Below are 26,728 nucleotides of genomic sequence, written 5' to 3' on the forward strand. Positions count from 1 at the left end.
GCCTGCGCCCCGTCCTGTTCGTGGATCGCGACGGCACCCTGATCGAGGAGCCGGACGACTTCCAGATCGACGCCTACGAAAAGCTCCGCTTCGTGCGCGGCGTCATTCCCGCGCTGCTGAAGCTGCGCGACGCCGGCTACGAGTTCGTCATCGTCAGCAACCAGGACGGCTTGGGCGGCGCGGCCTATCCGCAGGCCAGCTTCGACGGCCCGCACGCGCTGATGATGCAGGTGTTCGAGAGCCAGGGCATCGCGTTCCGCGACGTGCTGATCGACGCCAGCCTGCCGCACGAGGGCAAGTCCACGCGCAAGCCGGGCGTCGGCATGATGCTGCCGTACCTGCAGGATCGCGGCATCGACTGGTCGCGTTCGGCGATGGTCGGCGACCGGCCGACCGACATCGAGTTCGCGCGCAACCTGCGCATCCGCGGTTTCCAGCTCGCCACCGCGCAGTTCGGCGGCGAGTGGGACTGGGCCGGCATCGCGCATGAGCTGGCCGATGCGCCGCGCCGTGCGAGCGTGCGGCGCGATACGAAGGAAACGAAGATCCGCGTCGACATCGACCTGGACCGCGTCGCCGAGCCGCAGGTGTCCACCGGCCTGCCGTTCTTCGACCACATGCTGGAGCAGATCGGCAAGCACGGCGGGTTCGCGCTGGCGATCCGTGCCGACGGCGACCTGCACATTGACGAGCACCACACCGTCGAGGACACCGGCCTCGCGCTGGGGCAGGCGCTGCGCGAGGCGCTGGGCGACAAGCGCGGCATCGGCCGCTACGGCTTCACCCTGCCGATGGACGAGGCGCTGGCCAGCGCGGCGCTGGATTTCAGCGGGCGGCCTTACTTCGTGTTCGACGGCGCGTTCCGGCGCGAGCGCGTGGGCGATCTGCCGACCGAACTGGTGCCGCATTTCTTCCGTTCGCTCTGCGATGCGGCCGGCCTGAACCTCAACCTGAAGGTGCAGGGCGAGAACGACCACCACCAGATCGAAGCCTGCTTCAAGGCGCTGGCGCGCGCGCTGCGGCAGGCGATCCGGCGCGAGGGCGCGGAGCTGCCATCGACCAAGGGCACGCTGTGAGCCGCGTTGCCGTCATCGACGCGGGCGGGGCGAATTTCGGCTCGGTCTGCTACGCGCTGGAGCGCCTTGGCGCGACGCCGGCCATCGTGCGCGATGCTGCCGGCCTGGGCGATGCGCAGAGGATCGTCCTGCCCGGTGTGGGCGCGGCGGCGCCGGCGATGGCCCTGCTGCGCGAGCGCGGCTTCGCCGAGGCGCTGCCCGCCTTGCGCGTGCCGCTGCTGGGCATCTGCCTCGGCATGCAGCTGTTGTTCGATGCGTCCGAGGAGGGCGACGTGGCCTGCCTCGGCCTGCTGCCGGGTCGCGTGCGCAAGCTGCGCGGCGTGCCCGGATTGCGGGTGCCGCACATGGGCTGGAACACGCTGGAAACGATCGGCGCTTCGCCGCTGCTGGACGGCATCGACGCTGAAACCAGCGCCTACTTCGTGCACGGTTACGCCGCGCCGGTGACGGACGATTGCATCGCCGCCTGCACGCACGGCGAGCGCTTCGCGGCGATGGTGCAGCGGGGCAACGTCGGCGGTGCGCAGTTCCATCCTGAGCGTTCGTCCGCAGCCGGCGCGCGGCTGCTCGCCAATTTCCTCGCTTGGGAACCCTCGCCATGAGCTTCGCCGTCTATCCCGCCATCGACGTGCGCGGCGGCAAGGTGGTGCGCCTGCGCCAGGGCGACTACGCCGACGAGACCCGCTACGGCGACGATCCGCTGGCCTTCGCGGAGCGCTACGCGGAGGCCGGCGCGACGTGGCTGCACCTGGTCGATCTGGATGCGGCGAGGGCGGGCGGCTACACGCTGCTGCCGCTGCTGCGCGACATCATGGCCCGGACCGGATTGCGCGTGCAGACCGGCGGCGGCGTGCGCTCGCGCGGGGACGTGGCGGCGTTGCTCGATGCCGGCGCATCGCGCGTCGTGGTCGGCTCGCTGGCGGTGCGCGAGCCGGACATCGTGGCGGGCTGGCTGGCGGATTTCGGCGGCGAGGCGCTGACCCTCGCGCTGGACACGCGGCAGGACGCGGACGGCGTCTGGCGCCTGCCGGTGCACGGCTGGACGCAGGCGGCGAAGGAAACGCTGCACGCGCTGGCGTCGCGGTATGCGGACGCCGGATTGCGGAATCTGCTGTGCACCGACATCGCCCGCGACGGCATGCTGGCCGGCCCGAATCTGCTGCTGTATCGCCAGCTGTGCGGCGATTGCCCGGAGGTTCGCTTGCAGGCCAGCGGCGGCATCCGCGACGTGGCCGACATCCGGGCCGCGCGCGACGCCGGCTGCGCGGGTGCGGTGCTGGGCAAGGCGCTGCTGGAAGGCCGCATCGACCTGCGCGAGGCGCTGGCATGCTGAGCCGCCGCATCGTGCCCTGCCTGGACGTGCGCGACGGGCGTGTGGTCAAGGGCGTGCGCTTCCGCGACCACGTGGACATGGGCGACATCGTCGAACTGGCGATGCGCTACCGCGACGCCGGCGCGGACGAGCTGGTGTTCTACGACATCGCCGCAAGCCCGCAGGGGCGCAGCGTGGAGCGTGGCTGGGTGGAGCGAGTGGCCCGCGTCATCGACATCCCCTTCTGCGTGGCCGGCGGCATTCGCTGTGTGGAGGATGCGCGCGCGGTGCTGCGCGCGGGGGCGGACAAGGTGTCGGTCAACACGCCGGCGCTGGAGCGGCCGGCGCTGGTCGCGGAGTTGGCCGACGCCTTCGGCGTGCAGTGCGTGGTGGTCGGCATCGATTCCGTGCGCGAGGCGGACGGCGAGTGGCACGTGCGCACGCATACCGGCACGCCCGATGCGATGCGCGCGCCCGGCAAGCGCACGCTGGACTGGGTCGTGGACGCGCAGCGACTGGGCGCGGGCGAGATCGTGCTCAACTGCATGGGCAGCGACGGCGTGCGCGGCGGCTACGACATCGAGCAGCTGCGCGCGGTGCGTGCGGTCTGCGAAGTGCCGCTGGTGGCTTCGGGGGGCGCGGGCATGCCGGAGCATTTCGCCGACGCCTTCCGCGACGCCGACGTGGACGCAACGCTGGCAGCCAGCGTGTTCCACTCCGGCGCGATCGCGATTCCGGAACTCAAGCGTTTCCTGCGCGGGCAGGGCATCGAGGTGCGGCTGTGACCATCGACATCGACGCATTGGCCTGGGACAAGCAGGGCGGCCTGCTGCCGGCCATCGTGCAGGACGCGGACACGCTGCGCGTGCTGATGCTGGGCTACATGGACCGCGAGGCGCTGGCCGCCACGCTGCGCAGCGGCCACGTCACCTTCTTCAGCCGCAGCAAGGGCCGGCTGTGGACGAAGGGCGAAAGTTCCGGCCACGTGCTGGAACTTGTTTCCATCGACGCCGACTGCGACGCCGACGCGCTGCTGGTGCGCGCGCATCCGCGCGGGCCGACCTGCCATCTGCAGCGCGCGAGCTGTTTCCCCTCCGCGCCGGGCGACGGGCTGGCGGAACTCGACGCATTGATCGCGCAGCGCGAGCGCGAGCGCCCCGAAGGCAGCTACACCACGAAGCTGTTCGAGGCCGGCGTCCGCCGCATCGCCCAGAAGGTGGGCGAGGAGGGCGTGGAAACCGCGCTGGCGGCGGTGGCGCAGGACGATGCCGCGCTGCTGGGTGAGGCCGCCGATCTGCTCTACCACCTGACCGTGCTGCTGCGCGCGCGCGGGCTGTCGCTGGAAGACGCTCGGCGCGTCCTGCAACTGCGCCGCAGCTAGTCGGCTCGCACTGTCGTCATTCCCGCGAAGGCGGGAATCCAGTTCTTGCGATGAGCAGGTTCAAGCAGAAAGCTGGATTGGACAGCCACGCGTCTGTCAGAAGCGGTCTGCCTTCGCGGGAACGACGATCTGATGCGCAGGCGCTCGGCTCAGGCCGTCGCGATCGAATGCCGCACGCAGTTGCGGCCGTCGTCCTTGGCGCGGTACAGCGCCTCGTCGGCGATGCGGATGATGTCTTCCTGCGCGGCTTCGCGCCCGGCCGGCACGGTGTGGATGCCGATGCTGGCGCTCAGGTGGATGGCATGCCCTTCGTGCGACACCGGCGTCTGGTGGATGCGCAGGCGGATCGCCTCGGCGAACTGCAATGCTTCCTGCGCGTCGGCGCAGGCCAGCACCACCACGAACTCCTCGCCGCCGAAGCGCGCGACCAATCCGGCATGCGGGCGCGCGACCGCCTCGATGCAGCGCGCCGCATGGATCAGGCAGGCGTCGCCGGCCGGATGGCCGTAGCGGTCGTTGATGCGCTTGAAGTGGTCGAGGTCGAGCAGCAGCATCGCCAGCATGGCCGGCCGCGCGTGCTCCCCGCGCGCCTCCAGCATCTGTCCGAACGCCTCGCGGAAGTGACGACGGTTGTACGCGCCGGTCAATGGGTCGCGCCGGCTGTATTCGCGCAGCTTGACGTTGGCCTCGCCCAGCTTCGCCATCGTGGTGCGCAGCTCGCGGGTGCGGTCGACCAGCCCGCGCTCCAGCTTCTCGTTGGTTTCCTGCACAATGCGGACGTTCTCCTCGCGCAGGCTGGCATAGCGCCGGCCCAGCGCCAGCGAGAGCAGCAGCAGTTCCATCGCCGAGCCCACCTGCACGCCGTTCTGGGTCCAGAAGTTCTGCGGCACCAGCCCGAACGCCAGCAGGGTGAAGGCGGCGGTGCCGGTCAGGAACAGCGCCCAGGCGATCAGGAACAGCCGTGCCGGCAGGTAGCCGCGCCTCAGCATCACCACGGTGGCGACGATGATCCAGGCCACGCCCAGCAGCACCGCGCGCGAGGCGATCGGCGTGGCGACGCTGTACGGCAGCCAGGTCGAGGCGACGCCCAGCAGGGCGAAGAACGCGACCACGGCAAGGCAGACCATATCGCCGGTCCGCCAGCGCGTACGCAGGTCGAGGAAGCTGCGCGCGAACAGCTGCATGCCGATCAGCGCCAGGCAAATCGAGAGAGGAATCGAGGCGTCGGCCAGCCACGCCGAGGTCGGCCACAGGTATTCGAAGCCGTAGCCGTTGAGGGTGAACAGCACCAGCCCGAACGCGCCGGTGTGCAGCAGGTACCAGAAGTAGCTGGCATCGCGCAGCATCAGCCACAGCACCAGGTTGTAGCAGAGCAGCGCCAGCACGATGCCGTAGTACAGGCCGTTGGAGAACTGCGCGTCGCGCATCAGCTCGGCGAAGGCCTTGGGCGTGTACAGCATCAGCGGCACCTGCATCGAACTCTCGCTGCGCACCCGCAGCAGCAGCTCCACGCGCTGGCCGGCCGGCAGGTCGAGGCGGAAGTTGGGATGTCGGTAGCGGATGTAGCGGTCGGCGAACGGCACGTGGTCGCCGCCGGCGGTGTGCTCGACGCGGCCGTCGGGATAGCGCAGGTACAGGTCGAGGTTGTCGCTCAGCGCGTATTCCTGCACCAGGATCCACAGCGGCTCGTCGCGCTGCCGGTTCTCGATCGGCAGGTGGAACCAGTACGCGCCGGTCTTGAAGCCGAACGCCGGGTTGCCGTCCGGCAGCGGCGCGAAGCCGTCGCCCTGCGCGCGCGCGAACGCCTGTTCCGGGCCGGCCTTGGCGTCCGCGTCGTGCCAGTAGCGGATCGCGCCGGTCAGCGCGAAGCTCGATTCGCCGGCCTCCAGCCGCAGCGGCGCGTCGGCGGCGAACGCGGGCAACGCGATGCACAGGCAGGCGGCCAGCGCCAGCAGCCAGCCGGCCAGCAACCGCCATGAGCGGCGATCGCCCCGTTTTCGCATCGACATCCCCATGTCGCCGATTCTAGAGCAGCCGTTGCCGGCGCAGCCATCGGCCCGCCGCCCGTGCGCCATAATCGTGCGATGCGCAGATTCCTGATCCTCGCCGTCCTCCTGTCCGCCGCGCTGCCCGCATGGGCGGACGCGCCGGAATGCGTCCCGGTCGATGTGGAGGCGCCGCTGGCGCTGCCGCGCGCGCAGGGCGGGCAGGGCGCAGGCTGCATCGCCTATCGGCGCGTCGCCCGCGGCGTCGAGGGCGATGCGGCGCAGGTGCTGGTGTTCGGCGATCCGCAGGTGAAGTCGGACGACGACGTCGATTACTTCCGCCGCGACATCGTGCAGCCCCTGCAAGGACGGCATGCGGCCCGCCTCGGCATCACCCTGGGCGATCTGGTCGACGACACGCCGGCGCTGTTGCCGGCGGTGAAGCGCACCACCGAAACGCTCGGCGTGCCGTGGCTGTACGCGCCCGGCAACCACGACGTGGACGCGGGCGCGGCCAGCGACGAAGCGTCGCTCAGCGCCTTCCACCGCGCCATCGGCCCGGACACCCGCGCGCGCGAAACCGCGCTGGCCAACTTCGTGGTGTTCGACGACGTGGTCGTGCTGCCGGGGCAAAAGCCGGCCTACGTCGGCGGCCTGCGCGCGGAGCAGTTCGCCTTCCTCGAACGCTGGCTGCCGACCTTGCCGAAGGACAGGTTGTTGGTGCTGGCGATGCACATCCCGCTGTTCGACAAGGATGGCCGCGAAACTTTCCGCCACGCCGACCGCACGCGCCTGTTCGCGCTGCTCAAGGACTTCCCGCACGTGCTGGTGCTGAGCGCGCACAGCCACACCCAGCAGCACGTCTTCCACGGCGCGGCCAGCGGCTGGCAGGGCGAGGCGCCGCTGCACGAATACAACGTCGGCGCGGCCTGCGGCGCGTACTGGTCGGGCGCGAAGGACGCCGACGGCATCCCCGACGCCACCATGCCCGACGGCACGCCGAACGGCTACGCGGTGTTGACCGTGAAGCGCGGCGGCGATTACGCATTGGCCTGGCACAACGCCCGCGACGCCGCCGACAGCCAGATCGGCCTGCACGCGCCGAAGGTGCTGCGGCGCGGCGCGTACCCGGCCTGGGGCGTGTTCGCCAACGTCTACATGGGCGACGACGACACCCGCGTCGAGTTCCGCGTCGACGGCGGCGACTGGATGCCGATGAAGAAGGTGCTGCAGCCCGACCCGAACCTCATGGCGGAGAACCGGCGCGACGACGAGGCCGAAGCGCTGCGCGGCTTCGACCGCTCGCCGGAAGCGGAAACATCAACGCATCTGTGGCGCGGCGCGCTGCCGACGAAGCTGGCGGCCGGCGAGCATCGCGTCGAAGTGCGCGCGTTCGATCGCTGGCGCGGCGAGGTGCGTGCGAACACGACGTACCGGCTGCTGGAGTCGGAAGCCGCCGATTCGGCGCAGCTGCCGCTGCGTTCGCAGGCGGCATTGGACGCGTACCTCGCGACGCATGCGGACCGCGCCACGCCGTTCGATCCGCTGCCGCCGCTGGCGCGCGCACGCTTCCTGTCCAGCCTGCGGTTCGGCAGCAAGGGACTGGTCGGATTCGATACCCGCGATCTGGCGACCGAACTGACGCCCCCCGAGATAGAGCGGGTGCTGGCGCTGTTCGACGCCGCCGACTACGCGAAGATGGTGCGGTCCCGCCATCCGTTCGGCCCGCCGACATGGCGCGGCCATGCCGATGCGCCGGGACGTATCGAAACCGGGTTCGATGCGCTGTATCGCATGCAGCGTGCCGAAGGCGGGGATGTGCAGGCGCTGCAAGAGCGTATCGCTGCGCTGGTCGGCGATCTGCCGCGCCAGCCGGATGCGCTGCGGGCGCTGCCCGAGCGCGAGCTGATCCATCTCCTGCGCGCGCTCGACCTGCTGCCGGAAGGCGACCTGGATGCGCGCCGCGCCGTCGTCGCGGAGATGCAGCGGCGCGGCATCGCCCAGCCCGACGATTTGCGGCAGATCTACGATGCCCTGTTGCTGGCGCGGCGTTTCGACGAAGCCGCGCGCCACGCCGCCGCGCATCCGCAGGCGGGATTGCCCATGATGCCGGCCATCGTGAACGCCTTCGGTACGCATGCATCCGGGCCGACGGTCTGGCGTTCAAGCGCGGACGGCGCGACCTTGACCCGTACGCTGCTCGATACGCGGGGCACGACCATCCTCGTCACCGCCGGCTGCCATTTTTCCGCGGATGCCGCCGAGGACATCGGCCGCGATCCGCTGTTGGGGCCGGTGTTCGCCGCGCATGCGCATTGGCTGATGCTGCCGCCGGGACGCGAGGATCTGGATGCCGTCCGCGACTGGAACAGGCGTTTCCCGGCGGCGCAGGCGGAGCTGATCCACGCCAGCGAGGAATGGCCGCAATTGCCCGCCGATTGGCCGATGCCGGGCTTCTTCATCGTCCGCGACGGCAAGGTGGTCGAGCGCATCGTCGGCTGGCCGCGCGATCCCGCCGACAACCGGCAGCCGCTGATCGATGCGCTGGCGCGCGCCGGGCTGCTGGAAAAGCGATAGGACTCAGCGCGGCTTGCGCACGCTCAGCCACGCGCCCAGCAGAAGCAGCGCGATGGCGATGCCCTGCGAGATGTGCGGCTCCGCTTTCCCCGCAATGACCAGCAGCAGCGTGGACAGCAGCGGCGCGAGGTAGGACAGGCTGCCGAGCAGGGCGATGTCGCCACGCTTGGTGCCGATGTCCCAGAGCAGGAAGGCGGCACCGGTTGGGCCGAGCGCCATGCCGGCCAGGGCCAGCCATTGCGACGCGTCGGGCGCGACGTGCGTTTCCGTCAGGCAGTGGGCGAGCGCGCCGAAGATCGACACCAGCACGCAGGGCAGGGCGAGCGCGGCGCTGGGCACCTCCGCATGGCGGCGGTTGAGCACGGAGTACGCGGCCCAGGTGACAGCGGCGCCCAGCGCGGCGGCGTAGCCGGGCAGGTAATCGCTGCGGATCGAAAAGCCGCTGCCGCGCGTCACCAGCACGACCGCGGCGACCAGCCCCAGCAGGGTGCCGAGCCACTGTCCGCCGCGCACGCGCACGCCGGGCAGGAAGCCGGCGAACACCACGATCAGCAGCGGCCACAGGTAGTTGAGCAGGTTGGCTTCCAGCGCCGGCGCGCGCTTGAGCGCGATGAAGTACAACGCGTGGTAGCCGAACAGCGCGGCGGTGGTCAGCGCCAGCGCGGAGAACGGCTGCTTCAGCGCGCGCCAGCCGGCCTTGCCGCGCGATGCGGCGTAGGCGATGCCGAGCAGGCCGGCGATGCCGAACACCGTCGCCAGCACCTGGAACGGCGGCAGGCCGGCGGTCAGCGTGGTCAGCAGCGCCAGCGAGGCCCACAGCAGGATCGCCAGCAGGCCGCAGATCGTGGCGCGGCGGCCCGCGTGCGCGCTCACGCGGCGACGTCGATGTCGGCGAACGATTCGACGCGCATGTGACCGTTGGCGGCAGCGCCGGTGCGCGGCTGCGGGTAGTCCTCGCGGCGGTCGAGCAGTGCGGTGCGCAGCCCAGCCTCGCGTGCGGCGTCGAGTTCGGCCACCACGTCGGACAGGAACAGGATGTCGCCGGGCGAAGTCCCGAGCCGGTCGGCGATGGCGCGGTAGCTGCCGGCCTCGCGCTTGCCGCCGACTTCGGTATCGAAGAAGCCGGAGAACAGCGGCGTCAGGTCGCCGTCGTCGGTATGCGCGAACAGCAGCTTCTGCGCCGGCACCGAGCCGGAGGAATACACCGCCAACGGATGCCCGGCCGCATGCCAATCGCGCAGCGCGGGCGCGACGTCCGGATACAGCGGCGCGGTGAAGTCGCCGTCGCGGTAGCCGGCGTCCCAGACCATGCCCTGCAATGCCTTGAGCGCGGTGTGCTTGCGGTCTTCGTCGATCCAGCCCTGCAGCGTCTCCACGATCACCGCGTCCTGGCAGGCGCTGGCGGAGATTTCGATCGCCACCGCGTCCAGCCAGCGGCGCACGTCCGGCTCGTGGCCGTGCCGGCGCACGAAGTCCGGCAGCTTGGCGCGCGCGTAGGGGAACAGCACGTCCTTGACGAAGGAGATGCTGCTGGTGGTGCCTTCGATGTCGGTGAGGATGGTGGTCTTCTGCATTCGCTCGTCGCTCCCGCGCAGGCGGGAGTCCCGTGTCTTTCGTGTACTCGTGGAAATCCAAAGACGCTGGATCCCCGCCTTCGCGGGGATGACGGCGTCCGGTCAGCCGGCTTGCCCGGCCTCGTAACGCGGGAACCGCTGCGCGATGTCGCTGCCGGTGAAATGGCCGACCCAGCCGTCCGGCTCGGTGAAGAAGCGGATCGCGACGAAGCTCGGCTCCGGCCCCATGTCGAACCAGTGCGTGGTGCCGTCGGGCACGGCAATGAGATCGCCGGCCTCGCACAGCACCTCGTACACCTTCCCGCCGACGTGCAGCGAGAACAGGCCGGAGCCGGCGACGAAGAAGCGCACCTCGTCTTCCTTGTGCGCGTGCTCGTCGAGGAACTTGGCGCGCATCGCCTCGCGGCTCGGGTTGTCCGGCGCGATGCTGACCACGTCCACGCTGCGGAAACCGTTGGCCTCGACCAGCCGGTCGATGTCGGTGCGGTAGGCGGCCATGATCGCCTCCGGCGGATCGCCGGGTTTCACCGGCTGCGCGGCTTCCCACTGTTCGAAGGCGACGCCGATCTTGCCGAGTTCGGCGGCGATGGCGGTATGGTCGGCGGTGGCCAGCAGCGGCGCGTCGGGCGCGTCGTGGTCGAAGATGCGGAGACGGCTCATCGGCGATCCTCAGCGTGCGCCCAAGCGGCGCAGTTCCAGCTCGCAGCCGAGCATGAATTCGAACGCGTCCAAGTGCCGGCGCGCTTCGCTGATGTCGCGGCCCCAGGCGTACAGGCCGTGGCCGGCGATCAGGTAGCCCCAGTTGTTGGCCGCATCCAGCGCGGCATCGACGCTGGCGGTGAGCTCGTCCATGTCCTGCGAATTGGGCACCACCGGCAGGTCCACTTCGGTTTCGTGGGTGGTACGGCCGCGCAGGGCCTTGAACAGCTCGTAGTCGCGCAGGCGCACGCGGCCCTGGTCGGCGTACAGCAGCCCGGCGATGGTCTGGGTCGGCGAATGGGTGTGCAGCACCGCGCCGACGTCGGGATAGCGGCGGTAGAGGTGGGTATGCAGCGCCGCCTCGGCGGACGGGCGATGGTGGGTGGCGACGGGGGTGTTGGCCATGTCCACCACCATGATGTCGGCTTCGGTCAGGCGGCCCTTGTCCTTGCCGGAAATGGTGATGGCGGCGTGATCGGCGTCCATCCGGATCGAGAAATTGCCGGCGGTGGCGGGGGTGAAGCCCTTGGCGGCCAGTTCGCGGGTGTGGCTGATGATCTGCGCGGCGCAGCCGGCGTACAGGTTGTGGTCGAAGGCGGGGGTGTTCATGCGCGCAGTGTAGCGACTGCGGGCCGGCTTTCTAAATGACGATTGCGCCCGCTGCGATCACGTCTGTTCAGGCTTGCGCTGCTGCCCGTAGTGCTTGAACTTCTCCAGCACCACGGCCATTTCCTCCGGCGGCAGGTTGCGGGTCGGGCCCAGCGTGCGCGCCAGCATGTATTGCCGGGCGAGGTTCTCCACTTCCTCGGCCAGCGCGTAGGCGTCCGAAAGCGTCTTGCCGGTGGTCACCTGGCCGTGATTCGCCATCAGGCAGGCGCGCAGGCCGCCTTCCAGCGCGCGCAGCACGTTGTCGGAGAGCTCGCGGGTGCCGAAGGTGGCGTAGCCCGCGCAGGGAATGCGGTCGCCGCCGGCCACCGCGACCATGTAATGGAAGGCGGGGATGCCTTCGCCCAGGCAGGCCAGCGCGGTGGCATGGGTGGAATGCACGTGCACCACCGCATTGGTGGCGGGGAAGGCGTGCAGGATGTCGCAGTGGAAGCGCCACTCGCTGGACGGGAGCAACTGGCCGGGCGGGCAGCTGCCGTCGAGCTCCAGATAGACGATGTCCTCCGGCAGCAGGCGGTCGTAGGCGCGGCCGGTGGGCGTGATCAGCAGGCCTTCGCCCCAGCGCAGGCTGGCGTTGCCGGACTTGTTCAGCGACAGCCCGCTGGCGTTCATCGCCCGGCAGTGGTCGATCAGCGACTGGCGGGCGGCGCGCTCGTGGTCGTGCATGGCGGTTCGGAGGAAGAGGCTGGGGCGCCGGCGGCCGCATCGACCGCCGGGCGCCAAGACATCAGGCCCGGCGCAGCTTGCTGTGCCGGTAGCCGTACAGGAAATAGATCAGGAAGCCGAACGCCGTCCACACCAGCATCAGGAACCAGTTGTGCGCGGTCATCGTGGACAGCAGCGCGAAGCAGCTCAGGATGCCCGCCGTGCACACCAGCCACGCGGCGCGGATGCGGAACGGGCGCGGCAGGTCGGGCTGGGTGCGGCGCAGGACCAGCACGCCGGCGCAGACCGCGGCGAAGGCGATCAGCGTGCCCATCGAGGTCAGCTCGCCCAGCACGTCCAGCGGAAACAGCGCCGCCAGCACCGCGATGCCGATGCCGGTGATGACCGTGTTGATGTGCGGCGTGCGGTATTCGGGATGGATGCGGGTGAACACCGGCGGCAGCAGGCCGTCCTTCGCCATGATCATGAAGATGCGCGGCTGGCCGATGATCATCACCAGCACTACCGAGGACAGGCCGATCAGCGCGCCGATCTCGACGATCACGCGCAGCCAGCCGAGCTGCGGATGCGCCGCCACCGCGGTCACCACCGGTTCGTCGGTGCCGAGCTGGGTGTACGGCACCAGCCCGGTCATCACCGCCGCCATCGCGATGTACAGCACGGTGCAGATCGCCAGCGAAAGCAGCATGCCGATCGGCAGGTCGCGCTGCGGCTTGTGCGATTCCTGCGCCGCCACCGACACCGCCTCGAAGCCGATGTAGGCGAAGAACACCAGCGCCGCGCCGCGCAGCACGCCTTCGAAGCCGTACTTGCCCGGACCGACGTTGGCCGGGATGAAGGGCTCCCAGTTGGCCGGATCGACGTATTTCCAGCCGGCGAAGATCACCAGCAGGATCAGGCCGGTCTTCAGCGCCACCATCACCGTGTTCATCGCCGACGACTTGCGGATGCCGACGTAGCACAGCCAGGTCAGCAGCAGCACGATGCCCGCCGCCGGCAGGTTGGCGATGGCGCCGGTCGGCTGCAGCTTGGCGTCCAGCGGGGCGCTGACCAGCGCGGTTGGCAGATGGATGCCGAAGTGGTCGAGCAGGCTGAGGAAGTAGCCGGTCCAGCTGACCGCCACGGCCGAGGCCGAGACGCCGTATTCCAGCACCAGCATCCAGCCGATGAACCACGCGGCCAGTTCGCCGAGGGTGGCGTAGGTATAGGTGTAGGCGCTGCCCGACACCGGCACCATCGCCGCGAACTCGGCGTAGGCCAGCGCGCAGAAGGTGCAGCAGATGGCGGCCAGCACGAACGACAGCATGATCGCCGGGCCGGCGTGGTCGGCCGCGGCCTGGCCGGTGATGACGAAGATGCCGCCGCCGATCACCGCGCCGATGCCCAGCGCGGTCAGCCCCCACGGGCCGAGCGCGCGTTGCAGGCTCAGGCCCTGCGCGTCGGCGTGGCTGGCGTGGGGATGCTTGGTGGCGAACAGTTGTTTCATGTCGTGCGTCCGGAAAATGGGGCGTCCCGAATGCAGAAGGCCGGCGACGAGGCCGGCCTTCCTGCATGCGTGCGGTTACTGTGCGGCTTCGCGTGCCAGGTGGCTGCGCTTGTAGCCGTAGACCCGGTACAGGATCAGGCCGAGCACCGCCCACGCCGCGAACACCAGCTTCGCGGTCATGCTGAGGTTCACGAACAGCAGCAGGCAGCCGGCCACGGCCAGCGGGCACACGATCCACGCCAGCGGGGTGCGGAACGGACGCGGGCGGTCGGGCTGGGTCTTGCGCAGCACCAGCACGCCGATGGACACCATCGCGAACGCCAGCAGCGTGCCGGAGTTGGAGGTGTCGGCCAGCTTGCCGACCGGGAACAGCGCGGCGCAGATCGACACCACGATGCCGGTCAGATAGGTGATCACGTGCGGGGTGTGGAAGCGCGAATGGACCTTCGACAGCGCTTCCGGCAACAGGCCGTCGCGCGACATCGTGAAGAACACGCGGGTCTGGCCGAACATCATCATCAGGATGACCGAAGGCAGCGCGACGACCGCGGCCAGCGCGATCAGGTTGCCGATCTTCGGGAAGCCCAGCACGCGGATCACGTGGGCCAGCGGCTCGTTGCTGCACACCAGCGCCTGCGCGTTCTCCGGCAGCGCGCAGGCGGCGGCCATGGCCGGCGTGCCCGGGTCGAGCACGGTGCCGGCGGCGTCCATCAGCGGCTGCGCGCCGACCGAACCGGCCGCGCCGTAGCCGACCAGCAGGTAGAAGATCGTGCACACGGCCAGCGCGCCGATCAGGCCGATCGGGATGTTGCGGTTCGGGTTCTTGGTTTCCTCGGCGGCGGTGGAGACCGCGTCGAAGCCGACGTAGGCGAAGAAGATCGAGGCCGCCGCGCCGAGCACGCCGACGCCGCCGGTGGGGTTGCCCCAGCCGACCGGCATGAACGGGGTGAGATTGGTGCTCTGCACCGCCGGCAGGGCCAGCGCGATGAAGGCCACCAGGGCGACGATCTTGATCGCCACCAGCACCGCGTTGACGCGCGCGCTCTTGGAGGTGCCGATCACCAGCAGCCAGGTGACGCCGATGCCGATCAGGAAGGCCAGTAGGTTGAAGCCGCCGCCGGAGAAGTAGCCGGTCTGCAGCCAGGCCGGCAGCGACAGCGTGCCGGGTTCGACCAGTCCGAACACGCCGCTGTTGAGCAGGCCGTTGACGTAGCCCGACCAGCCCACGCACACGGCGGTCGCGCCGATCGCGTATTCCAGTACCAGCGCCCAGCCGACCACCCAGGCCAGCACCTCGCCGAACACGCCGTAGCTGTAGGTGTAGGCCGAGCCCGACACCGGGATCATCGAGGCGATTTCCGAATACGCCAGCGCCGCCAGGCCGCACACCACGGCCGCGATCACGAAGGCGAGCATCATCGCCGGGCCGGACTTCTGCGCCGCTTCCGCGGTCAGCACGAAGATGCCGGTGCCGATCACCGCACCGATGCCCAGCAGGGTCAGCTGGATTGGCCCGAGTTGGCGCTTCAACGATTTCTTTTCAGCGGTTTCAAGAATCTTGTCGAGCGGTTTGACGCGCCAAAAAAGCATCGAAGTATCCCCATTGAAGACGGTCGGGCCGCGACGGCGGGCGGCGCGGGCGGTGCCGAACCTTACCTTGTTGCGATTTGGTTTCACAAGCGCCGCGGGTCACGGCGGGGGATAATGCGGCCCATTCATGTTCAAGCGGAGGAATTGCGCATGCAGGCAGGTCTGGACGCCGCGTTGCTGGACTACGCCCGCCGCCGGCCGGAGGAGTCGGAGGCGGTGGCGCTGTTCCGCGAACTGCTGGCCGACGCCGAGGATCCGTTCCGGCGCGAGCGCCTGGCCGGTCACTTCACCGCGTCGAGCTGGCTGGTGGATCGCGGCGGCGAACGCGCGCTGCTGACCCACCATCGCAAGCTGGGCCTGTGGCTGCAGCTGGGCGGGCATGCCGACGGCCAGCGCGAATTGTATCTGGCGGCGCTGCGCGAGGCGGAGGAGGAATCCGGGCTGACCGGGCTGCGCGTCGACGAGGCGATCTTCGACGTGGATCGCCACTGGATTCCCGAACACAAGGCGGTGCCCGCGCACTGGCATTACGATGTGCGCTACGTGGTGCACGCGGGCGAGAACGAGGCCTACACTGTCAGCGAGGAATCGCTGGACCTGGCCTGGCGGCGCATCGACGAACTGGCGGCCGATCCGGCGACGGACGCGTCGGTGCGGCGGATGGCGCGGAAGTGGCTGGCGAAGGGCGAAGGGCGAGGAGTGAGCGGAGAGGAGTGAGGAGTGAAAACAGGCGAAGAGCGGCTTTCACTCACCCCTCACTCCTCTCCGCTCACTCCTCGCTTCAATAAAGCACGCGCGTCCGCAGCGTCCCCGGAATCGCCGCCAGCTCGTCCTTCAGCGCGTTCGCCTGCGCCTCGTCGGCGCTGACGTCGATCACCACGTAGCCCACCTTCGGGTCGGTGCGCAAAAACTGGCCGTCGATGTTCAGCGCGTGGCGGCTGAAGGTCTCGTTGATTTTTGACAGCACGCCCGGCACGTTGCGGTGGATATGCAGCAGGCGCAGGCTGCCCTCGTGCTCGGGCAGCGTCACTTCCGGGAAGTTGACCGCCGACAGCGTGCTGCCGTTGTCGCTGTAGCGCACCAGCTTGGCCGCCACTTCCACGCCGATGTTGTCCTGCGCTTCCAGCGTGCTGCCGCCGATGTGCGGGGTGAGGATCACGTTGTCGCGGCCGCGCAGCGGCGACAGGAATTCGTCGCCGTTGGCCTTGGGTTCGACCGGGAACACATCCACCGCCGCGCCGCCGACGTGGCCGGCGTCCAGCGCCGCCGCCAGCGCGTCGATATCGACCACGGTGCCGCGCGAGGCGTTGATGAGATGCGCGCCGCGCTTCATCGCCGCGATCTGCGCCGCGCCGAACATGTTCTTCGTTGCCGGCGTTTCCGGCACGTGCAGGGTCACCACGTCGGCGCGCGCCAGCAGGTCGTTCAGCCCGGACGCGGCGCGCGCGTTGCCGAGCGAGAGCTTGGTTTCGATGTCGTGGAAGACCACGCGCATGCCCAGCGCCTCGGCCAGCACGCCCACCTGGGTGCCGATGTGGCCGTAGCCGATGATGCCCAGCGTCTTGCCGCGCACCTCGTGGCTGCCGGTAGCCGCCTTCGACCAGCCGCCGCGGTGGCATTCGGCGTTCTTCTGCGGGATGCCGCGCATCAGCATCACCGCCTGCGCCACCACCAGTTCGGCGACGCTGCGGGTGTTGGAGTAGGGCGCGTTGAACACCGGGATGCCGGCGACCTCGGCGGCGTCCAGGTCCACCTGGTTGGTGCCGATGCAGAAGCAGCCGATCGCGACCAGCCGCTTGGCCTCGGCCAGCACCTCGGCGGTGAGCTGGGTGCGCGAGCGCAGGCCGACGATGTGCGCCTCGGCGATGCGCGCCTTCAGCTCGTCCTCCGGCAGCGCCTTGGCGTGGTAGTCGATCTGGCTGTAGCCGGCGGCCTTGAAGGTGTCGACCGCGGTCTGGCTGACGCCCTCCAGCAGCAGCACGCGGATGTCCTGCTTCGGGAACGAGGTCTTCTTGGGCGACATGCGGGTGGGCGTCCGGCGGGGATGGAGAAGAACCGACTATAGCCAGAACGAAGGCGATTTTGTTGCGCTGCGTCATGCTATTTTCGGGGCGCGACATGCCCCGCCGGCTGTTGCGGACGAAACCGTGTCCGCGACGCCCATCGCGCCTCCGCCACCAAGCCCCGACGCCATGCCCGACACCCGCCTCGATTCCCTCCGCGCCGCGCTGCCCGGACTGCGCCTGCTCACCGATCCCGCCGAGCTGGAGCACTACGGCCGCGACTGGACGCGCCGCTGGACGCCCGCGCCGCTGGCGATCGCGCTGCCGGACAGCGTCGAGGACGTGCAGGCGATCGTGCGCTGGGCGAACGCGAACGGCGTGGCCATCGTGCCATCGGGCGGGCGCACAGGGCTGTCGGGCGGCGCGGTGGCTGCCGACGGCGAGCTGGTGGTCAGCCTCGAACGCATGAACAAGGTGCTGGGCTTCGATGCGGTGGACCGCACCCTGACCGTGCAGGCCGGCATCCCGCTGCAACTGGCGCAGGAGGCGGCGCGCGAACGCGGCCTGCAATACCCGGTCGATTTCGCCGCGCGCGGCTCGTGCAGCATCGGCGGCAACATCGCCACCAACGCCGGCGGCATCCGCGTGGTGCGCTACGGCAATACCCGCGAATGGATCGTCGGCCTGAAGCTGGTCACCGGCGGCGGCGAACTGCTGGAGCTGGGCCGCGCGCTGGTCAAGAACTCCAGCGGCTACGACCTGCGCCACCTCGCCATCGCCTCGGAAGGCACGCTGGGCATCGTGGTTGAGGCGACGCTGCGCCTCGCCGATCCGCCGCCGCCGACCAACGTGATGCTGCTGGCGCTGCCGTCGTTCGAGGCGCTGATGCGGGTGTTCGCGGCGTTCCGCTCGCGGCTGCAATTGCAGGCGTTCGAGTTCCTCACCGACGTGGCGCTCAGGCACGTGCTGGCGCACGGCGCGCAGGCGCCATTCGACGAGGTGCATCCGTTCTACGTCGTCACCGAGTTCGCCAGCGATGAAGCCAGCGAAGCCGAGGCGCTGGCCGCATTCGAGCAATGCGTGAACGACGGGCTGGTCAGCGACGGCGTCATCAGCGCCAGCGAAGCGCAGGCGGCGCAGCTGTGGCGGCTGCGCGAGGGCATCACCGAAAGCCTGGCGAAGTACGTGCCGTACAAGAATGACGTGTCGGTGCGGGTGTCGGCGATGCCGGCTTTCCTCGCCGAGACGCAGGCGCTGCTGGGCCGCGAATACCCGCAGTTCGAGGTGGTCTGGTTCGGCCACATCGGCGACGGCAACCTGCACATCAACATCCTGAAACCGGATGCCGTGGCGCAGGCGGACTTCGTGGCCGACTGCGAGCGCGTGACCAAGCTGCTGGCCGAAGTCCTGCAACGCCACGGCGGCAGCATTTCCGCCGAGCACGGCATCGGGTTGGTGAAGAAGCCGTATCTGTGGTGTACGCGCAGCGCGGCGGAAATCGCGGCGATGCGTGGGATCAAGGCGGCGCTGGACCCGAACGGGATCATGAATCCCGGCAAGCTGTTCGACGCGTAAGCGGTGCCATGCGCGGCGATCGCGTTTAGTCTTGCGCTCCTGCATGCATGAATCCGCCCGCATGAACCCGTCCGGAGAGATCGCCATGACGAAATCCTTCCTGATCGCCGCGCTGCTGCTCGCGGCCACGCCGGCCGTCGCCAGCAGCTTCGGCTCCAGCGCGTCGTCGGCCGGTTCGGCCACGTCGGCCAGCACCTCCGGCGACGACAAGGTGGTGCTGCAGGCGCGCGCGGACGCGGCCAGCTTCGTCGCCAGCGACGGACGCATCCGCGGCGCGCGGCTGGAAGCGGCGCTGCGGCTGCTGCGCGAGCGTCGTGCCGATGCCCGTGCGGCCAGCGACATGCAGCTGGCGCAGGCGATCCTGGCACGGTGAACCCGCGCCGCCCGCCGTGGCGGCTTGCCTGCGCGGCGTGGCTGGCCTGCCTCGCGCTGCCGGTTGCGGCGGCGCGGTTGCAGGTGGAGCCGCGGGGATTGGACGACGCGCAGCTGGCAGCAAGCCGGCAATTGATCGACGATAGCGAGGGCCGATTGCCGCCGGCCTGGCGCGACGCCTTGCCCGCCGACTTGCGCCTGCGCTGGCGCGACGATCTGCCGACGCAGGTGCACGGCCGCAGCCGGGGTGCGGACATCGGCCTGCGCCGCGAACTGCTCGACGGCTGGATGGCGCGCGCGCCGCAGGCGGGCGCCGACGACCCGGCCGCGCGCGCGGCGCTGGCCGCGCTGATCCACGAGCTGGCGCACGTGCTGGATCGTGGGCCGCAGGGCGGCCTGTCGCGCGATCCGCGCCTGCTCGACCTCGCCGGCTGGCAGCTGCGTCCGCTGCGCTTCGGCCTGCGCGCACGCCACAACCCGCTGAGCGACCGCAGCCCGGATCGCTACGAGCTGACCAACCCGCGCGAGTTCGTGGCGGTCAACCTGGAATGGTTCCTGCTCGACCCGCAGTACGCCTGCCGGCGGCCGGCGCTGGCACGGTATTTCGCAGGCCGCTTCGGCTGGCAGCCGCCGGGTGCGGCCTGCGCGCCGGGGCTGGTGTTCCTGCAGGCGGATGCGGACTACGCCGCCGCAGGCTTCGAGCGGATCGATCCCGAACGCGTGTACGCGGTCGATTACCTGCTGGCCGAAGGCAACGACGCGCCGATGAGCCGCTGGGGCCACAGCATGCTGCGGCTGATGGTCTGCGCGCCGGGCCGCGCGTTGGGGCCGGACTGTAGGCTCGACCTGCAATACCACCGCGTGCTGAGCTTCCGCGCCTTCGTCGGCGACGTGCAGCTGTCGGGCTGGCGCGGGCTGACCGGCCGCTATCCGTCGCGGCTGTTCCTGCCGCCGCTGGACCAGGTCATCGACGAGTACACGACGGTGGAACTGCGCGGGCTGCGCTCGCTGCCGCTGCGGCTCGGGCGCGACGAAATCCGCGGCGTGCTGGAACGCGCCGCGCTGCTGCACTGGAGCTACGACGGGCGCTACACCTTCCTCGACAACAACTGCGCGGTGGAAACCTGGCGGCTGCTGCGCGAAGGCGCGCCGCGGCTGGCGGCGCTGCCGCTGCGCAGCATCACCCCGACCGGCCTGCTGCGCCGGTTACAACGCGAAGGCGTGGCGGACGTCTCCGTGCTGGAGGATCGCGACGCAGCGCAGCGGCAGGGCTATTACTTCGAGTCGATGCGCGCGCGCTACCAGGCGATGTTCGAGCTGGCGCGCGCGCGGCTGGCGCTGCCGCAGGCGCGCCTGGACGACTGGCTGGCGCTGCCGCCGGAGCGCCGCGCGCCTTGGCTGGAGCAGGGCGACCTGCGCGCGACCGCCGCGCTGCTGTTGCTGGAGCAGGCGGCGCAGCGGCGCATGGAGTTGCAGGCGCGCGACGCGATCAAGCGCAGGCTGCTCGACCGCGCCGAGGGCCGCGCCGCGCGCACGCAGGTGCAGGCGCTGCTGGCGGAGGAAGCCCTGCTGCTGCGTCCCGCCGCATTGGGCGGAAGCGGCTACGGCCTGCCGCAGCAGGAGCGCGGCACGCTGGAGGCGAAGGCGAGGGCGCTTTCGGCGCGGGTCGGAAGCGAATGGGTACGGCTGCGTCAGGCGGCGCTGGCAGCCCTGCCGGCCGAACGGCAGCGGGCGATGCAGGGCATCGAAAGCAACCTGTCCGCGCTGGGCGAACGCCTGCGCGCACTCAATCGCGAGCAGGGCGGCTTGGAACTGCGCTGACGCCGCTCAACCTGCTTTGATCCGCGCGTCCAGCCGTTCGCGGATCGCCGGCCATTCCGGCGCGAGGATCGAATAGGTATGGGTGTCGCGCAGGGTGCCGTCCTTGTGCCGCCGATGCGCGCGCAGGACGCCGTCCTTTTTCGCGCCCAGCCGCTCGATCGCCGCCTGCGAGCGCAGGTTGAGGTGGCTGGTGTGGAAGTACACGGACTGCGCACCCAGCGCGTCGAAGGCGTGCCCCAGCATCAGCCGCTTGTTGGCGGTGTTGACGTGGCTGCGCCAGACCGAGGCCGCGTGGAAGGTGTAGCCGATGGCGAGCGTCGGCACCGACAGGTCGATGTCGTAGAAGCGCGTGCTGCCGACCACGCGTTCGCCGGCGACGATGGCGAACGGCAGCTCGCGGCCGGCGTCGCGCATCGCCAGCGCGTTTTCCACCCACGCGGGGATGCCGTCGCGGCCGGGCACGTTGACGTAGTTGATCGCGCCGATGTCGCCGTCGTCCACCGCGTCCTGCAAGGGGACAATTTGGTCGCGCGACAAGGGATCGAGGCGGACGCCGTGGCCGGCGAGACTGATGGTGTTCATGTGCTTTTGCCCGTCATTCCCGCCTTCGCGGGAATGACGGGCCAGAGCGCTTATTCCGCGCGGCCGGCGAACTCGCCGGTGGTGGTGTTGACCCACACCTTCTCGCCGTTGCCGATGTACTCCGGCACCATGATCTCGATGCCGGTGCTCAGCTTGGCCGGCTTCGGGCGCTTGGTGGCGGTGCCGCCCTTCAGCTCCGGCGGGGTCTCGATCACTTCCATCGCCACCGACTGCGGCAGCTGGATCGCCACCGGCGCGTCCTCGATCAGCTGCACGTAGATGCCGGTCAGGTCGTCCACGATGTAGCCGGCCAGGTCGCCCACGGCATCGGCGTCGAGCGTGTACGGCGTGTAGTCCTCGTCGTCGAGGAACACGAAGGCGTCGCCGTCCTTGTACGAATAGGTGGCCTGGCGGCGGCTCATGTCCACTTCGCGCAGGTCGTCGTCGCCGTCGAAGCTGGCGTCCAGCTTGTTGCCGCCGGGGATCGCGTACATGACGAAGCGGTAGCGCACGTTGCCGCCGCGGCCCTGCGGGCTGCTGCGCTCGATGTCGCGGATCTGGTACACGCCGCCGTTGTGTTCGACGACGTTGCCTTTCTTGATGTCGTAAGCCTTCATGGGAACTGTCTGCTTTGTTGTTGGAGCGCACGGTAAATGCGCTCGTTGAGGAACCAGGTGAGCAGGCCCCAGGCGAGCCCGCCGATGGCGCACAGCGGCAGGGCGATGGCGGCCAGCAACGGGTAGCGCGGATGGTCGAAGCCGAGCCGCAGCCCGGTCATCGCCAGCATCGCCACGAACATCAGCCCGCCCCAGAACGCGACGCCGCGCACCAGCACGAAATGCCGCATGCCGCGTGCGCGGATCGCCGGCCATTTGGCGGCGATCCGGCGTTCCGCGCGCGAGCCGTAGTCGGTCACTTCGGCGCCAGCCGCGTCGCGCCGTCCAGACGGATGGTCTCGCCATTGAGGTAGGTTGTGCCGAGGATGCTGGCGACCAGGTCGGCGAACTCCTCCGGCCTGCCGAGGCGCGAGGGGAAGGGAATGGTCGCGGCCAGCGACTTCTGCACGTCTTCCGGCATGCCGTCGACCATCGGCGTCCAGAACACGCCGGGCGCGACGGTCATCACGCGGATGCCGAAGCGAGCCAGTTCGCGCGCCATCGGCAGCGTCATGCCGATCACGCCGGCCTTGGAGGCGGAGTAGGCGGCCTGCCCGATCTGGCCTTCGTAGGCGGCGACCGAGGCGGTGTTGACGATCACGCCGCGCTCGCCGTCCGCGCCGGCCTCGTTGTGCTGCATCAGCTCGGCGCAGGTCTTGGCGACGTTGAAGCTGCCGACCAGGTTGACCATCACCGTGGTCTGGAACTGCGCGAGCTTCATCGCCCCCTCGCGGCCCAGCACGCGGTTGGAACCGAGGATGCCGGCGCAGTTCACCGCGACGTTCAGCCCGCCGAGGAACGCCTTCGCCGCGGCGACGTTGGCCTGCACCGAGGCTTCGTCGGTGACGTCGGTCTTGAAGTAGCGCGCGTTGGCGTCGCCGAGTTCGGCGACGGCGGCCGCGCCCTTGTCGTCGTTCACGTCGAACAGGGCGACCTTGCCGCCGTGGGCGACGAGGTGCTTCGCCACCGCGAAGCCGAGGCCGGAGACGCCGCCGGTGACCACGGCGCGGGCGTTGGAGAGCTGCATGGAAGAGATCCTGCGGGCGGAAACCGGCGATTTTACGCTTCTCCCTTCTCCCTTCGGGAGAAGGCGCCCCGCAGGGGCGGATGAGGGTTCGGTGTGCGCGGGCGATTCCAGGCTTGCCCCGAAGCCTCTCCCCAACCCCTCTCCCGAGGGGAGAGGGGCTCAGAGCTCGAGCGAATAGAAAACGTCGCAGCCGCCATGCCCGGTCGCGCCCTGCGGGCCGCAGATGCGCTTGAAGCCGCTGCGTTCGTACAGCCGCATCGCCGCGTCCATGCCGGTCAGGGTTTCCAGGTAGCAGCGGGCGAAGCCGAGGTCGCGGGCGGCGTCCAGGCAGCGGGCCATCATCGCCGCGCCGGCGCCCAGGCCGCGCGCTTCGGGTAGGAAGTACATCTTGCGCAGTTCGCAGGTGCCGGCGTCGCCGCCGGCCAGCGGGGCCACGCCAGCGCCGCCCAGCACGTGGCCGCCGCGCTCCAGCACGAAATAGGCGTGGCGCGGCTGCGCGTAGGCGCGGCTCATCCAGTCCACTTCCGGGTCGTTGATGGCAAAGCCGCTGCCGGTGGCGCCGAACTCGGGCATCACCGCGCGGATGACCGCTGCCATAGCGGTATCGTCCTCGGGCTGGATGGGGCGGATGGCGAAGTCGTGCATGCGGGTGTTTAGGAGGATTGCGCGGCCAGGCGCTTGGCGAATTCTCCCGGCAGCAGGCCGGGCGCGAACAGGAAGCCTTGCCCGACCTTGACCCCGAGCCGCAGCAGGAAGTCGCGCTGGGCTTCGGTTTCGATGCCCTCGGCGACCATGTCCAGCCCGAGGCTGCGGGCGATGCCGGTGACGGTCTGGCAGATGGCCTCGTCGGAGCGTGCGCCCGGCACGCCCTTCATGAAGCTGTGGCTGAGCTTGAGCGCGTGGATCGGCAGCCGGCGCAGATAGTTGAGCGCGCTGTAGCCTTCGCCGAAATCGTCGATGGACAACCGCACGCCCAGCTGCCGCAGCTGGTCGAACACGCGGCTGGTGTCGGCCACGTCCTCCACCAGCACGCGCTCGGTCAGTTCCAGTTCCAGCGCATGCCCCGGCAGGCCGGCTTCCCCCAGCATCCGGCGCACGCTGTCCACCAGGTCCTCGCCGATGAATTGGCGGTAGGACACGTTCACCGCGATGCGCTGGATCGGCAGCCCCTGTTCCTGCCAGCGGCGCATCTGCGCGCAGGCTTCGCCCAGCACCCAGTGGCCGATGCGGACGATCTCGCCGGTGCTTTCGGCCAGTTCGATGAAGCGGCCCGGGCGCACTTCGCCGAGCAGCGGGCTGCGCCAGCGCATCAGCGCCTCGGCGTGCAGGATGCGGCCGCTGCGCAGGTCGACCTGCGGCTGGTAGACGAGGTGGAACTCGCCGTTGTCGAGCGCGCGGCGCAGCTGCGTTTCGATCTGCAACCGCTCCTGCTGTCGCTTGGCGAGCCGGGGCGAGAACGCCTGGTAGCCGTTGCGCAGCCGGCGCTTGCTGTCGTACATCGCCATGTCGGCGCTCTGGATCAGCTGCCGGGGCGTGTCGCCGTCGGCGGGCGCGCGCGAAATACCGATACTGGTGGTGACGTTGAACTCGTCCTTGCCCATGCGGAACGGCGCGGTGAACGCCTGCTGCACGCGCTGCGCCAGTTGCTCCGGGCGGTCGGGGTTGTCGGCGATGCGGCAGACGGCCAGGAACTCGTCGCCGCCGAAGCGCGCGATCAGGCCTTCCTCGCCGACCGCGCCGCGGATGCGGTTGGCCGCTTCGATCAGCAGGTGGTCGCCGGCGTCGTGGCCCAGCACGTCGTTGACGATCTTGAAGCGGTCGAGGTCGATGTACAGCAGCGCCAGATCGGGGCCGCTGGGCGCGTGCAGGCGCTGCTGGGCGTGGGCGAGGATGGCGTCGCGGTTCAGCAGCCCGGTCAGGGCGTCGGTCTGCGCCTGCGCGCGCAGCGCTTCCTCGGCGCGCTTGCGCTCGGTGATGTCTTGCAAGGTGCCGCTGAGGCGTTCGCTGCCGGGATCGTGCGGATCGGGTTCGCCGATCATGCGCACCCAGAAGGGCGTGCCGCTGGGATCCGTGCCGGCCAGTTCGAGGTCGAAGCCGGTGTCGCCGCGGATCTCGTCCAGCGTCTGCCGCAGGCGCTGGCGGTCGTCGTCGCACAGGCAGTCGAGCAGCGCATGCATCGTCATGGGCGGGACGCGCCTGCACAGGATGCGCACCGCCTCGCCGGTCAGGTAGAGCGCGTCGCTGCCGCGGTCCCACTGCCAGCCGCCGATCTGCGCGAGTTCCTGCACGCGATGGAACAAGGTCTTGTCGCGCTGGAGTTCGGTGATGTCGGTGCTGAGCGACAGCACCATGCCGGTATGGCTGCCATCGGGCGCGCTCTGCGGCAGCGCCGTCACCGACAGCCAGACCAGCTTCTGGTTGCGGCGATGGTAGAGGCCGATCACCTCGTTGCCCACGGCGCGCCCCTCGCGCAGCGCGCGCGAGGTGGGATGCGCCTGGAACGGCAGCGGCCGGCCCGCCTCGTCCATCACCCGCCAGCCGTTCCAGTCCGCCATGCCGGGAGTGTCGCCGTCGCCGGGCACGCCGAAAATCTGCCGTGCCGCCGGGTTCATGTAGTGCAGCCGGCCGTCCGCGTCGTGCAGGACGATGGCCTGGCCGATGTGTTCGATCAGGCCGGGATAGCGGGCGTCGAGCAGGTGCGCGAGCTGGGACGGCGCGCTCGCGGCGGCCTCCGGGGGCAACGCGTTGGCGAGCATGCTCTGATGGAGCATCTGGTTGCTCATCGTGCGCCCAGCGCTTTGCCGGCCTTGCTGCCGGTGTCGCGGCCCAGCAGGGCGGCCAGCCAGCGGCCGGTGTCGGCCAGCAGGTCGAGGTCGATGCCGGTGCGGATGCCGAGGCCGTGCAGCATGTACACCACGTCCTCGCTGGCGACGTTGCCGCTGGCGCCCTTCGCGTACGGGCAGCCGCCCGCGCCGGACACGGCGCTGTCGACCACGGCGACGCCTTCTTCGAGGCAGGCCAGCGCGTTGGCCAGCGCCTGGCCCCAGGTGTCGTGGAAATGGATGGCGAGCGCGGCCATCGGAACTTCGCCGGCGACGGCCTTCAGCATCGCCCGCGCCTTGCCGGGCGTGCCGACGCCGATGGTGTCGCCCAGCGAGATTTCGTAGCAGCCCATTTCGTGCAGCGCACGCGCCACGCGCACCACCTCGGTCAACGGTACCTCGCCCTGGTAGGGGCAGCCGAGCACGGTGGAGACGTAGCCGCGCACCTTCACCCCGTCCGCCTTCGCCCGCGCCAGCACCGGCGCGAAGCGGCGCAGCGATTCGTCGATGCCGGCGTTGGTGTTCTTCAGGTTGAACGCCTCGGAGGCGGCGGTGAACACCGCCACTTCCTCCGCGCCGGCCGCGCGGGCGCGCTCGTAGCCGGCCTCGTTCGGCACCAGCACCGGGTAGGACACGCCGGGCGCGCGGGCGATGCCGGCCATCACCTCGGCGGCGTCGGCCATCTGCGGCACCCACTTCGGACTGACGAAGGCGGTGGCCTCGATGCTGCGCAGGCCGGTCTTCGACAGCCGGTCGATCAGCGCGATCTTGTTGGCGGTGCCGATGTCGGTCTTCTCGTTCTGCAGGCCGTCGCGCGGGCCGACTTCGACGATGCGCACGTCAACGGGCAGGGCCATG

General features: G+C 70.0%; 25 protein-coding genes and 1 pseudogene. 10 read left to right on the forward strand and 16 right to left on the reverse strand.

Features of this window, described 5'->3' with window-relative positions; genetic code table 11:
* Positions 1–2 precede the first annotated feature (2 nt).
* The 5 genes from hisB to hisIE are packed head-to-tail and all read left to right on the forward strand — an operon-like array spanning position 3 to position 3,769.
* A complete protein-coding gene (hisB, locus tag H9L17_RS14720; RefSeq protein ID WP_187571991.1) occupies positions 3–1,076 on the forward strand; it encodes a bifunctional histidinol-phosphatase/imidazoleglycerol-phosphate dehydratase HisB in 1,074 nt (357 codons plus the stop codon).
* Complete coding sequence (hisH, locus tag H9L17_RS14725; protein WP_187570162.1) at positions 1,073–1,678, forward strand: imidazole glycerol phosphate synthase subunit HisH; 606 nt, start codon at positions 1,073–1,075, stop codon at positions 1,676–1,678. Before hisB ends, hisH begins: the two co-directional genes overlap by 4 nt.
* Positions 1,675–2,409 (forward strand): 1-(5-phosphoribosyl)-5-[(5-phosphoribosylamino)methylideneamino]imidazole-4-carboxamide isomerase, encoded by a 735-nt coding sequence (hisA, locus tag H9L17_RS14730; RefSeq protein WP_187570163.1) that lies wholly within the window; start codon positions 1,675–1,677, stop codon positions 2,407–2,409. Before hisH ends, hisA begins: the two co-directional genes overlap by 4 nt.
* Positions 2,403–3,173, forward strand: coding sequence for an imidazole glycerol phosphate synthase subunit HisF (gene hisF, locus H9L17_RS14735; protein ID WP_187570164.1), 771 nt, complete (start codon positions 2,403–2,405; stop codon positions 3,171–3,173). Before hisA ends, hisF begins: the two co-directional genes overlap by 7 nt.
* The gene (hisIE, locus tag H9L17_RS14740; protein ID WP_187570165.1) at positions 3,170–3,769 is read left to right on the forward strand and encodes a bifunctional phosphoribosyl-AMP cyclohydrolase/phosphoribosyl-ATP diphosphatase HisIE; all 600 of its coding nucleotides are present in this window, start codon (positions 3,170–3,172) and stop codon (positions 3,767–3,769) included. Before hisF ends, hisIE begins: the two co-directional genes overlap by 4 nt.
* Before the next feature lie 149 nt (positions 3,770–3,918).
* On the opposite strand, the gene H9L17_RS14745 is transcribed toward hisIE, so the two are convergent.
* Positions 3,919–5,772: a sensor domain-containing diguanylate cyclase gene (locus H9L17_RS14745; protein WP_187570166.1), complete on the reverse strand. Its 1,854-nt coding sequence runs from the start codon at positions 5,770–5,772 to the stop codon at positions 3,919–3,921.
* Positions 5,773–6,027: 255 nt separating this feature from the next.
* On the opposite strand from H9L17_RS14745, the pseudogene H9L17_RS16085 reads away from it, so the two are divergent.
* Positions 6,028–7,203, forward strand: a pseudogene (locus tag H9L17_RS16085) (calcineurin-like phosphoesterase C-terminal domain-containing protein); the annotation flags it as partial.
* A 1,131-nt stretch (positions 7,204–8,334) separates the two neighbouring features.
* Here H9L17_RS16085 and yddG read toward each other — a convergent pair.
* The 7 genes from yddG to H9L17_RS14785 all read right to left on the reverse strand — a co-directional run bounded on the left by yddG (position 8,335) and on the right by H9L17_RS14785 (position 14,952).
* Positions 8,335–9,204, reverse strand: a complete 870-nt coding sequence (yddG, locus tag H9L17_RS14755) for an aromatic amino acid exporter YddG (RefSeq protein WP_187570168.1) — start codon at positions 9,202–9,204, stop codon at positions 8,335–8,337.
* Positions 9,201–9,905, reverse strand: a complete 705-nt coding sequence (mtnC, locus tag H9L17_RS14760) for an acireductone synthase (protein ID WP_187570169.1) — start codon at positions 9,903–9,905, stop codon at positions 9,201–9,203. Before mtnC ends, yddG begins: the two co-directional genes overlap by 4 nt.
* 102 nt (positions 9,906–10,007) lie before the next feature.
* On the reverse strand, positions 10,008–10,565 hold the full coding sequence (locus H9L17_RS14765; protein ID WP_187570170.1) for a 1,2-dihydroxy-3-keto-5-methylthiopentene dioxygenase: 558 nt from the start codon (positions 10,563–10,565) through the stop codon (positions 10,008–10,010).
* A gap of 9 nt (positions 10,566–10,574) precedes the next feature.
* Positions 10,575–11,213, reverse strand: coding sequence for a methylthioribulose 1-phosphate dehydratase (locus H9L17_RS14770; RefSeq protein WP_187570171.1), 639 nt, complete (start codon positions 11,211–11,213; stop codon positions 10,575–10,577).
* Between the two features lie 57 nt (positions 11,214–11,270).
* Positions 11,271–11,936: a class II aldolase/adducin family protein gene (locus H9L17_RS14775; RefSeq protein WP_187570172.1), complete on the reverse strand. Its 666-nt coding sequence runs from the start codon at positions 11,934–11,936 to the stop codon at positions 11,271–11,273.
* A 61-nt stretch (positions 11,937–11,997) separates the two neighbouring features.
* Positions 11,998–13,422: an amino acid permease gene (locus H9L17_RS14780; RefSeq protein ID WP_187570173.1), complete on the reverse strand. Its 1,425-nt coding sequence runs from the start codon at positions 13,420–13,422 to the stop codon at positions 11,998–12,000.
* A gap of 75 nt (positions 13,423–13,497) precedes the next feature.
* Positions 13,498–14,952: an amino acid permease gene (locus tag H9L17_RS14785; protein WP_246455107.1), complete on the reverse strand. Its 1,455-nt coding sequence runs from the start codon at positions 14,950–14,952 to the stop codon at positions 13,498–13,500.
* Between the two features lie 210 nt (positions 14,953–15,162).
* On the opposite strand from H9L17_RS14785, the gene H9L17_RS14790 reads away from it, so the two are divergent.
* Positions 15,163–15,729, forward strand: coding sequence for an NUDIX hydrolase (locus H9L17_RS14790; RefSeq protein WP_246455108.1), 567 nt, complete (start codon positions 15,163–15,165; stop codon positions 15,727–15,729).
* Between the two features lie 64 nt (positions 15,730–15,793).
* Here the strand turns inward: H9L17_RS14790 and serA are convergent, their stop codons facing one another.
* Complete coding sequence (gene serA / locus H9L17_RS14795; protein ID WP_187570176.1) at positions 15,794–17,035, reverse strand: phosphoglycerate dehydrogenase; 1,242 nt, start codon at positions 17,033–17,035, stop codon at positions 15,794–15,796.
* Between the two features lie 169 nt (positions 17,036–17,204).
* On the opposite strand from serA, the gene H9L17_RS14800 reads away from it, so the two are divergent.
* The 3 genes from H9L17_RS14800 to H9L17_RS14810 all read left to right on the forward strand — a co-directional run bounded on the left by H9L17_RS14800 (position 17,205) and on the right by H9L17_RS14810 (position 20,783).
* Positions 17,205–18,590: an FAD-binding oxidoreductase gene (locus H9L17_RS14800; RefSeq protein ID WP_187570177.1), complete on the forward strand. Its 1,386-nt coding sequence runs from the start codon at positions 17,205–17,207 to the stop codon at positions 18,588–18,590.
* 85 nt (positions 18,591–18,675) lie between these two features.
* Entirely contained in the window at positions 18,676–18,963 is a 288-nt protein-coding gene (locus tag H9L17_RS14805) for a DUF2388 domain-containing protein (RefSeq protein WP_187570178.1), read from the forward strand.
* Positions 18,960–20,783 (forward strand): DUF7844 domain-containing protein, encoded by a 1,824-nt coding sequence (locus tag H9L17_RS14810; protein ID WP_246455109.1) that lies wholly within the window; start codon positions 18,960–18,962, stop codon positions 20,781–20,783. The genes H9L17_RS14805 and H9L17_RS14810 overlap by 4 nt, the downstream gene beginning before the upstream one ends.
* Positions 20,784–20,789: 6 nt before the next feature.
* Here the strand turns inward: H9L17_RS14810 and H9L17_RS14815 are convergent, their stop codons facing one another.
* The 7 genes from H9L17_RS14815 to H9L17_RS14845 form a co-directional block, all read right to left on the reverse strand.
* The gene (locus H9L17_RS14815) at positions 20,790–21,365 is read right to left on the reverse strand and encodes a GNAT family N-acetyltransferase (RefSeq protein ID WP_187570179.1); all 576 of its coding nucleotides are present in this window, start codon (positions 21,363–21,365) and stop codon (positions 20,790–20,792) included.
* Positions 21,366–21,415: 50 nt separating this feature from the next.
* The gene (gene yeiP, locus H9L17_RS14820) at positions 21,416–21,982 is read right to left on the reverse strand and encodes an elongation factor P-like protein YeiP (protein WP_187570180.1); all 567 of its coding nucleotides are present in this window, start codon (positions 21,980–21,982) and stop codon (positions 21,416–21,418) included.
* Entirely contained in the window at positions 21,979–22,281 is a 303-nt protein-coding gene (locus tag H9L17_RS14825) for a hypothetical protein (RefSeq protein ID WP_187570181.1), read from the reverse strand. The genes yeiP and H9L17_RS14825 overlap by 4 nt, the downstream gene beginning before the upstream one ends.
* Complete coding sequence (locus tag H9L17_RS14830; RefSeq protein WP_187570182.1) at positions 22,278–23,048, reverse strand: SDR family NAD(P)-dependent oxidoreductase; 771 nt, start codon at positions 23,046–23,048, stop codon at positions 22,278–22,280. Before H9L17_RS14830 ends, H9L17_RS14825 begins: the two co-directional genes overlap by 4 nt.
* A 159-nt stretch (positions 23,049–23,207) precedes the next feature.
* Complete coding sequence (locus H9L17_RS14835; protein ID WP_187570183.1) at positions 23,208–23,693, reverse strand: GNAT family N-acetyltransferase; 486 nt, start codon at positions 23,691–23,693, stop codon at positions 23,208–23,210.
* A gap of 8 nt (positions 23,694–23,701) precedes the next feature.
* Positions 23,702–25,831, reverse strand: a complete 2,130-nt coding sequence (locus H9L17_RS14840; protein WP_187570184.1) for a putative bifunctional diguanylate cyclase/phosphodiesterase — start codon at positions 25,829–25,831, stop codon at positions 23,702–23,704.
* Positions 25,828–26,727: a hydroxymethylglutaryl-CoA lyase gene (locus tag H9L17_RS14845; RefSeq protein ID WP_425507362.1), complete on the reverse strand. Its 900-nt coding sequence runs from the start codon at positions 26,725–26,727 to the stop codon at positions 25,828–25,830. Before H9L17_RS14845 ends, H9L17_RS14840 begins: the two co-directional genes overlap by 4 nt.
* Between the last annotated feature and the right edge of the window lies 1 nt (position 26,728).

Origin of the sequence: Thermomonas brevis (assembly GCF_014395425.1) — a bacterium.
Lineage (GTDB): Bacteria > Pseudomonadota > Gammaproteobacteria > Xanthomonadales > Xanthomonadaceae > Thermomonas > Thermomonas brevis.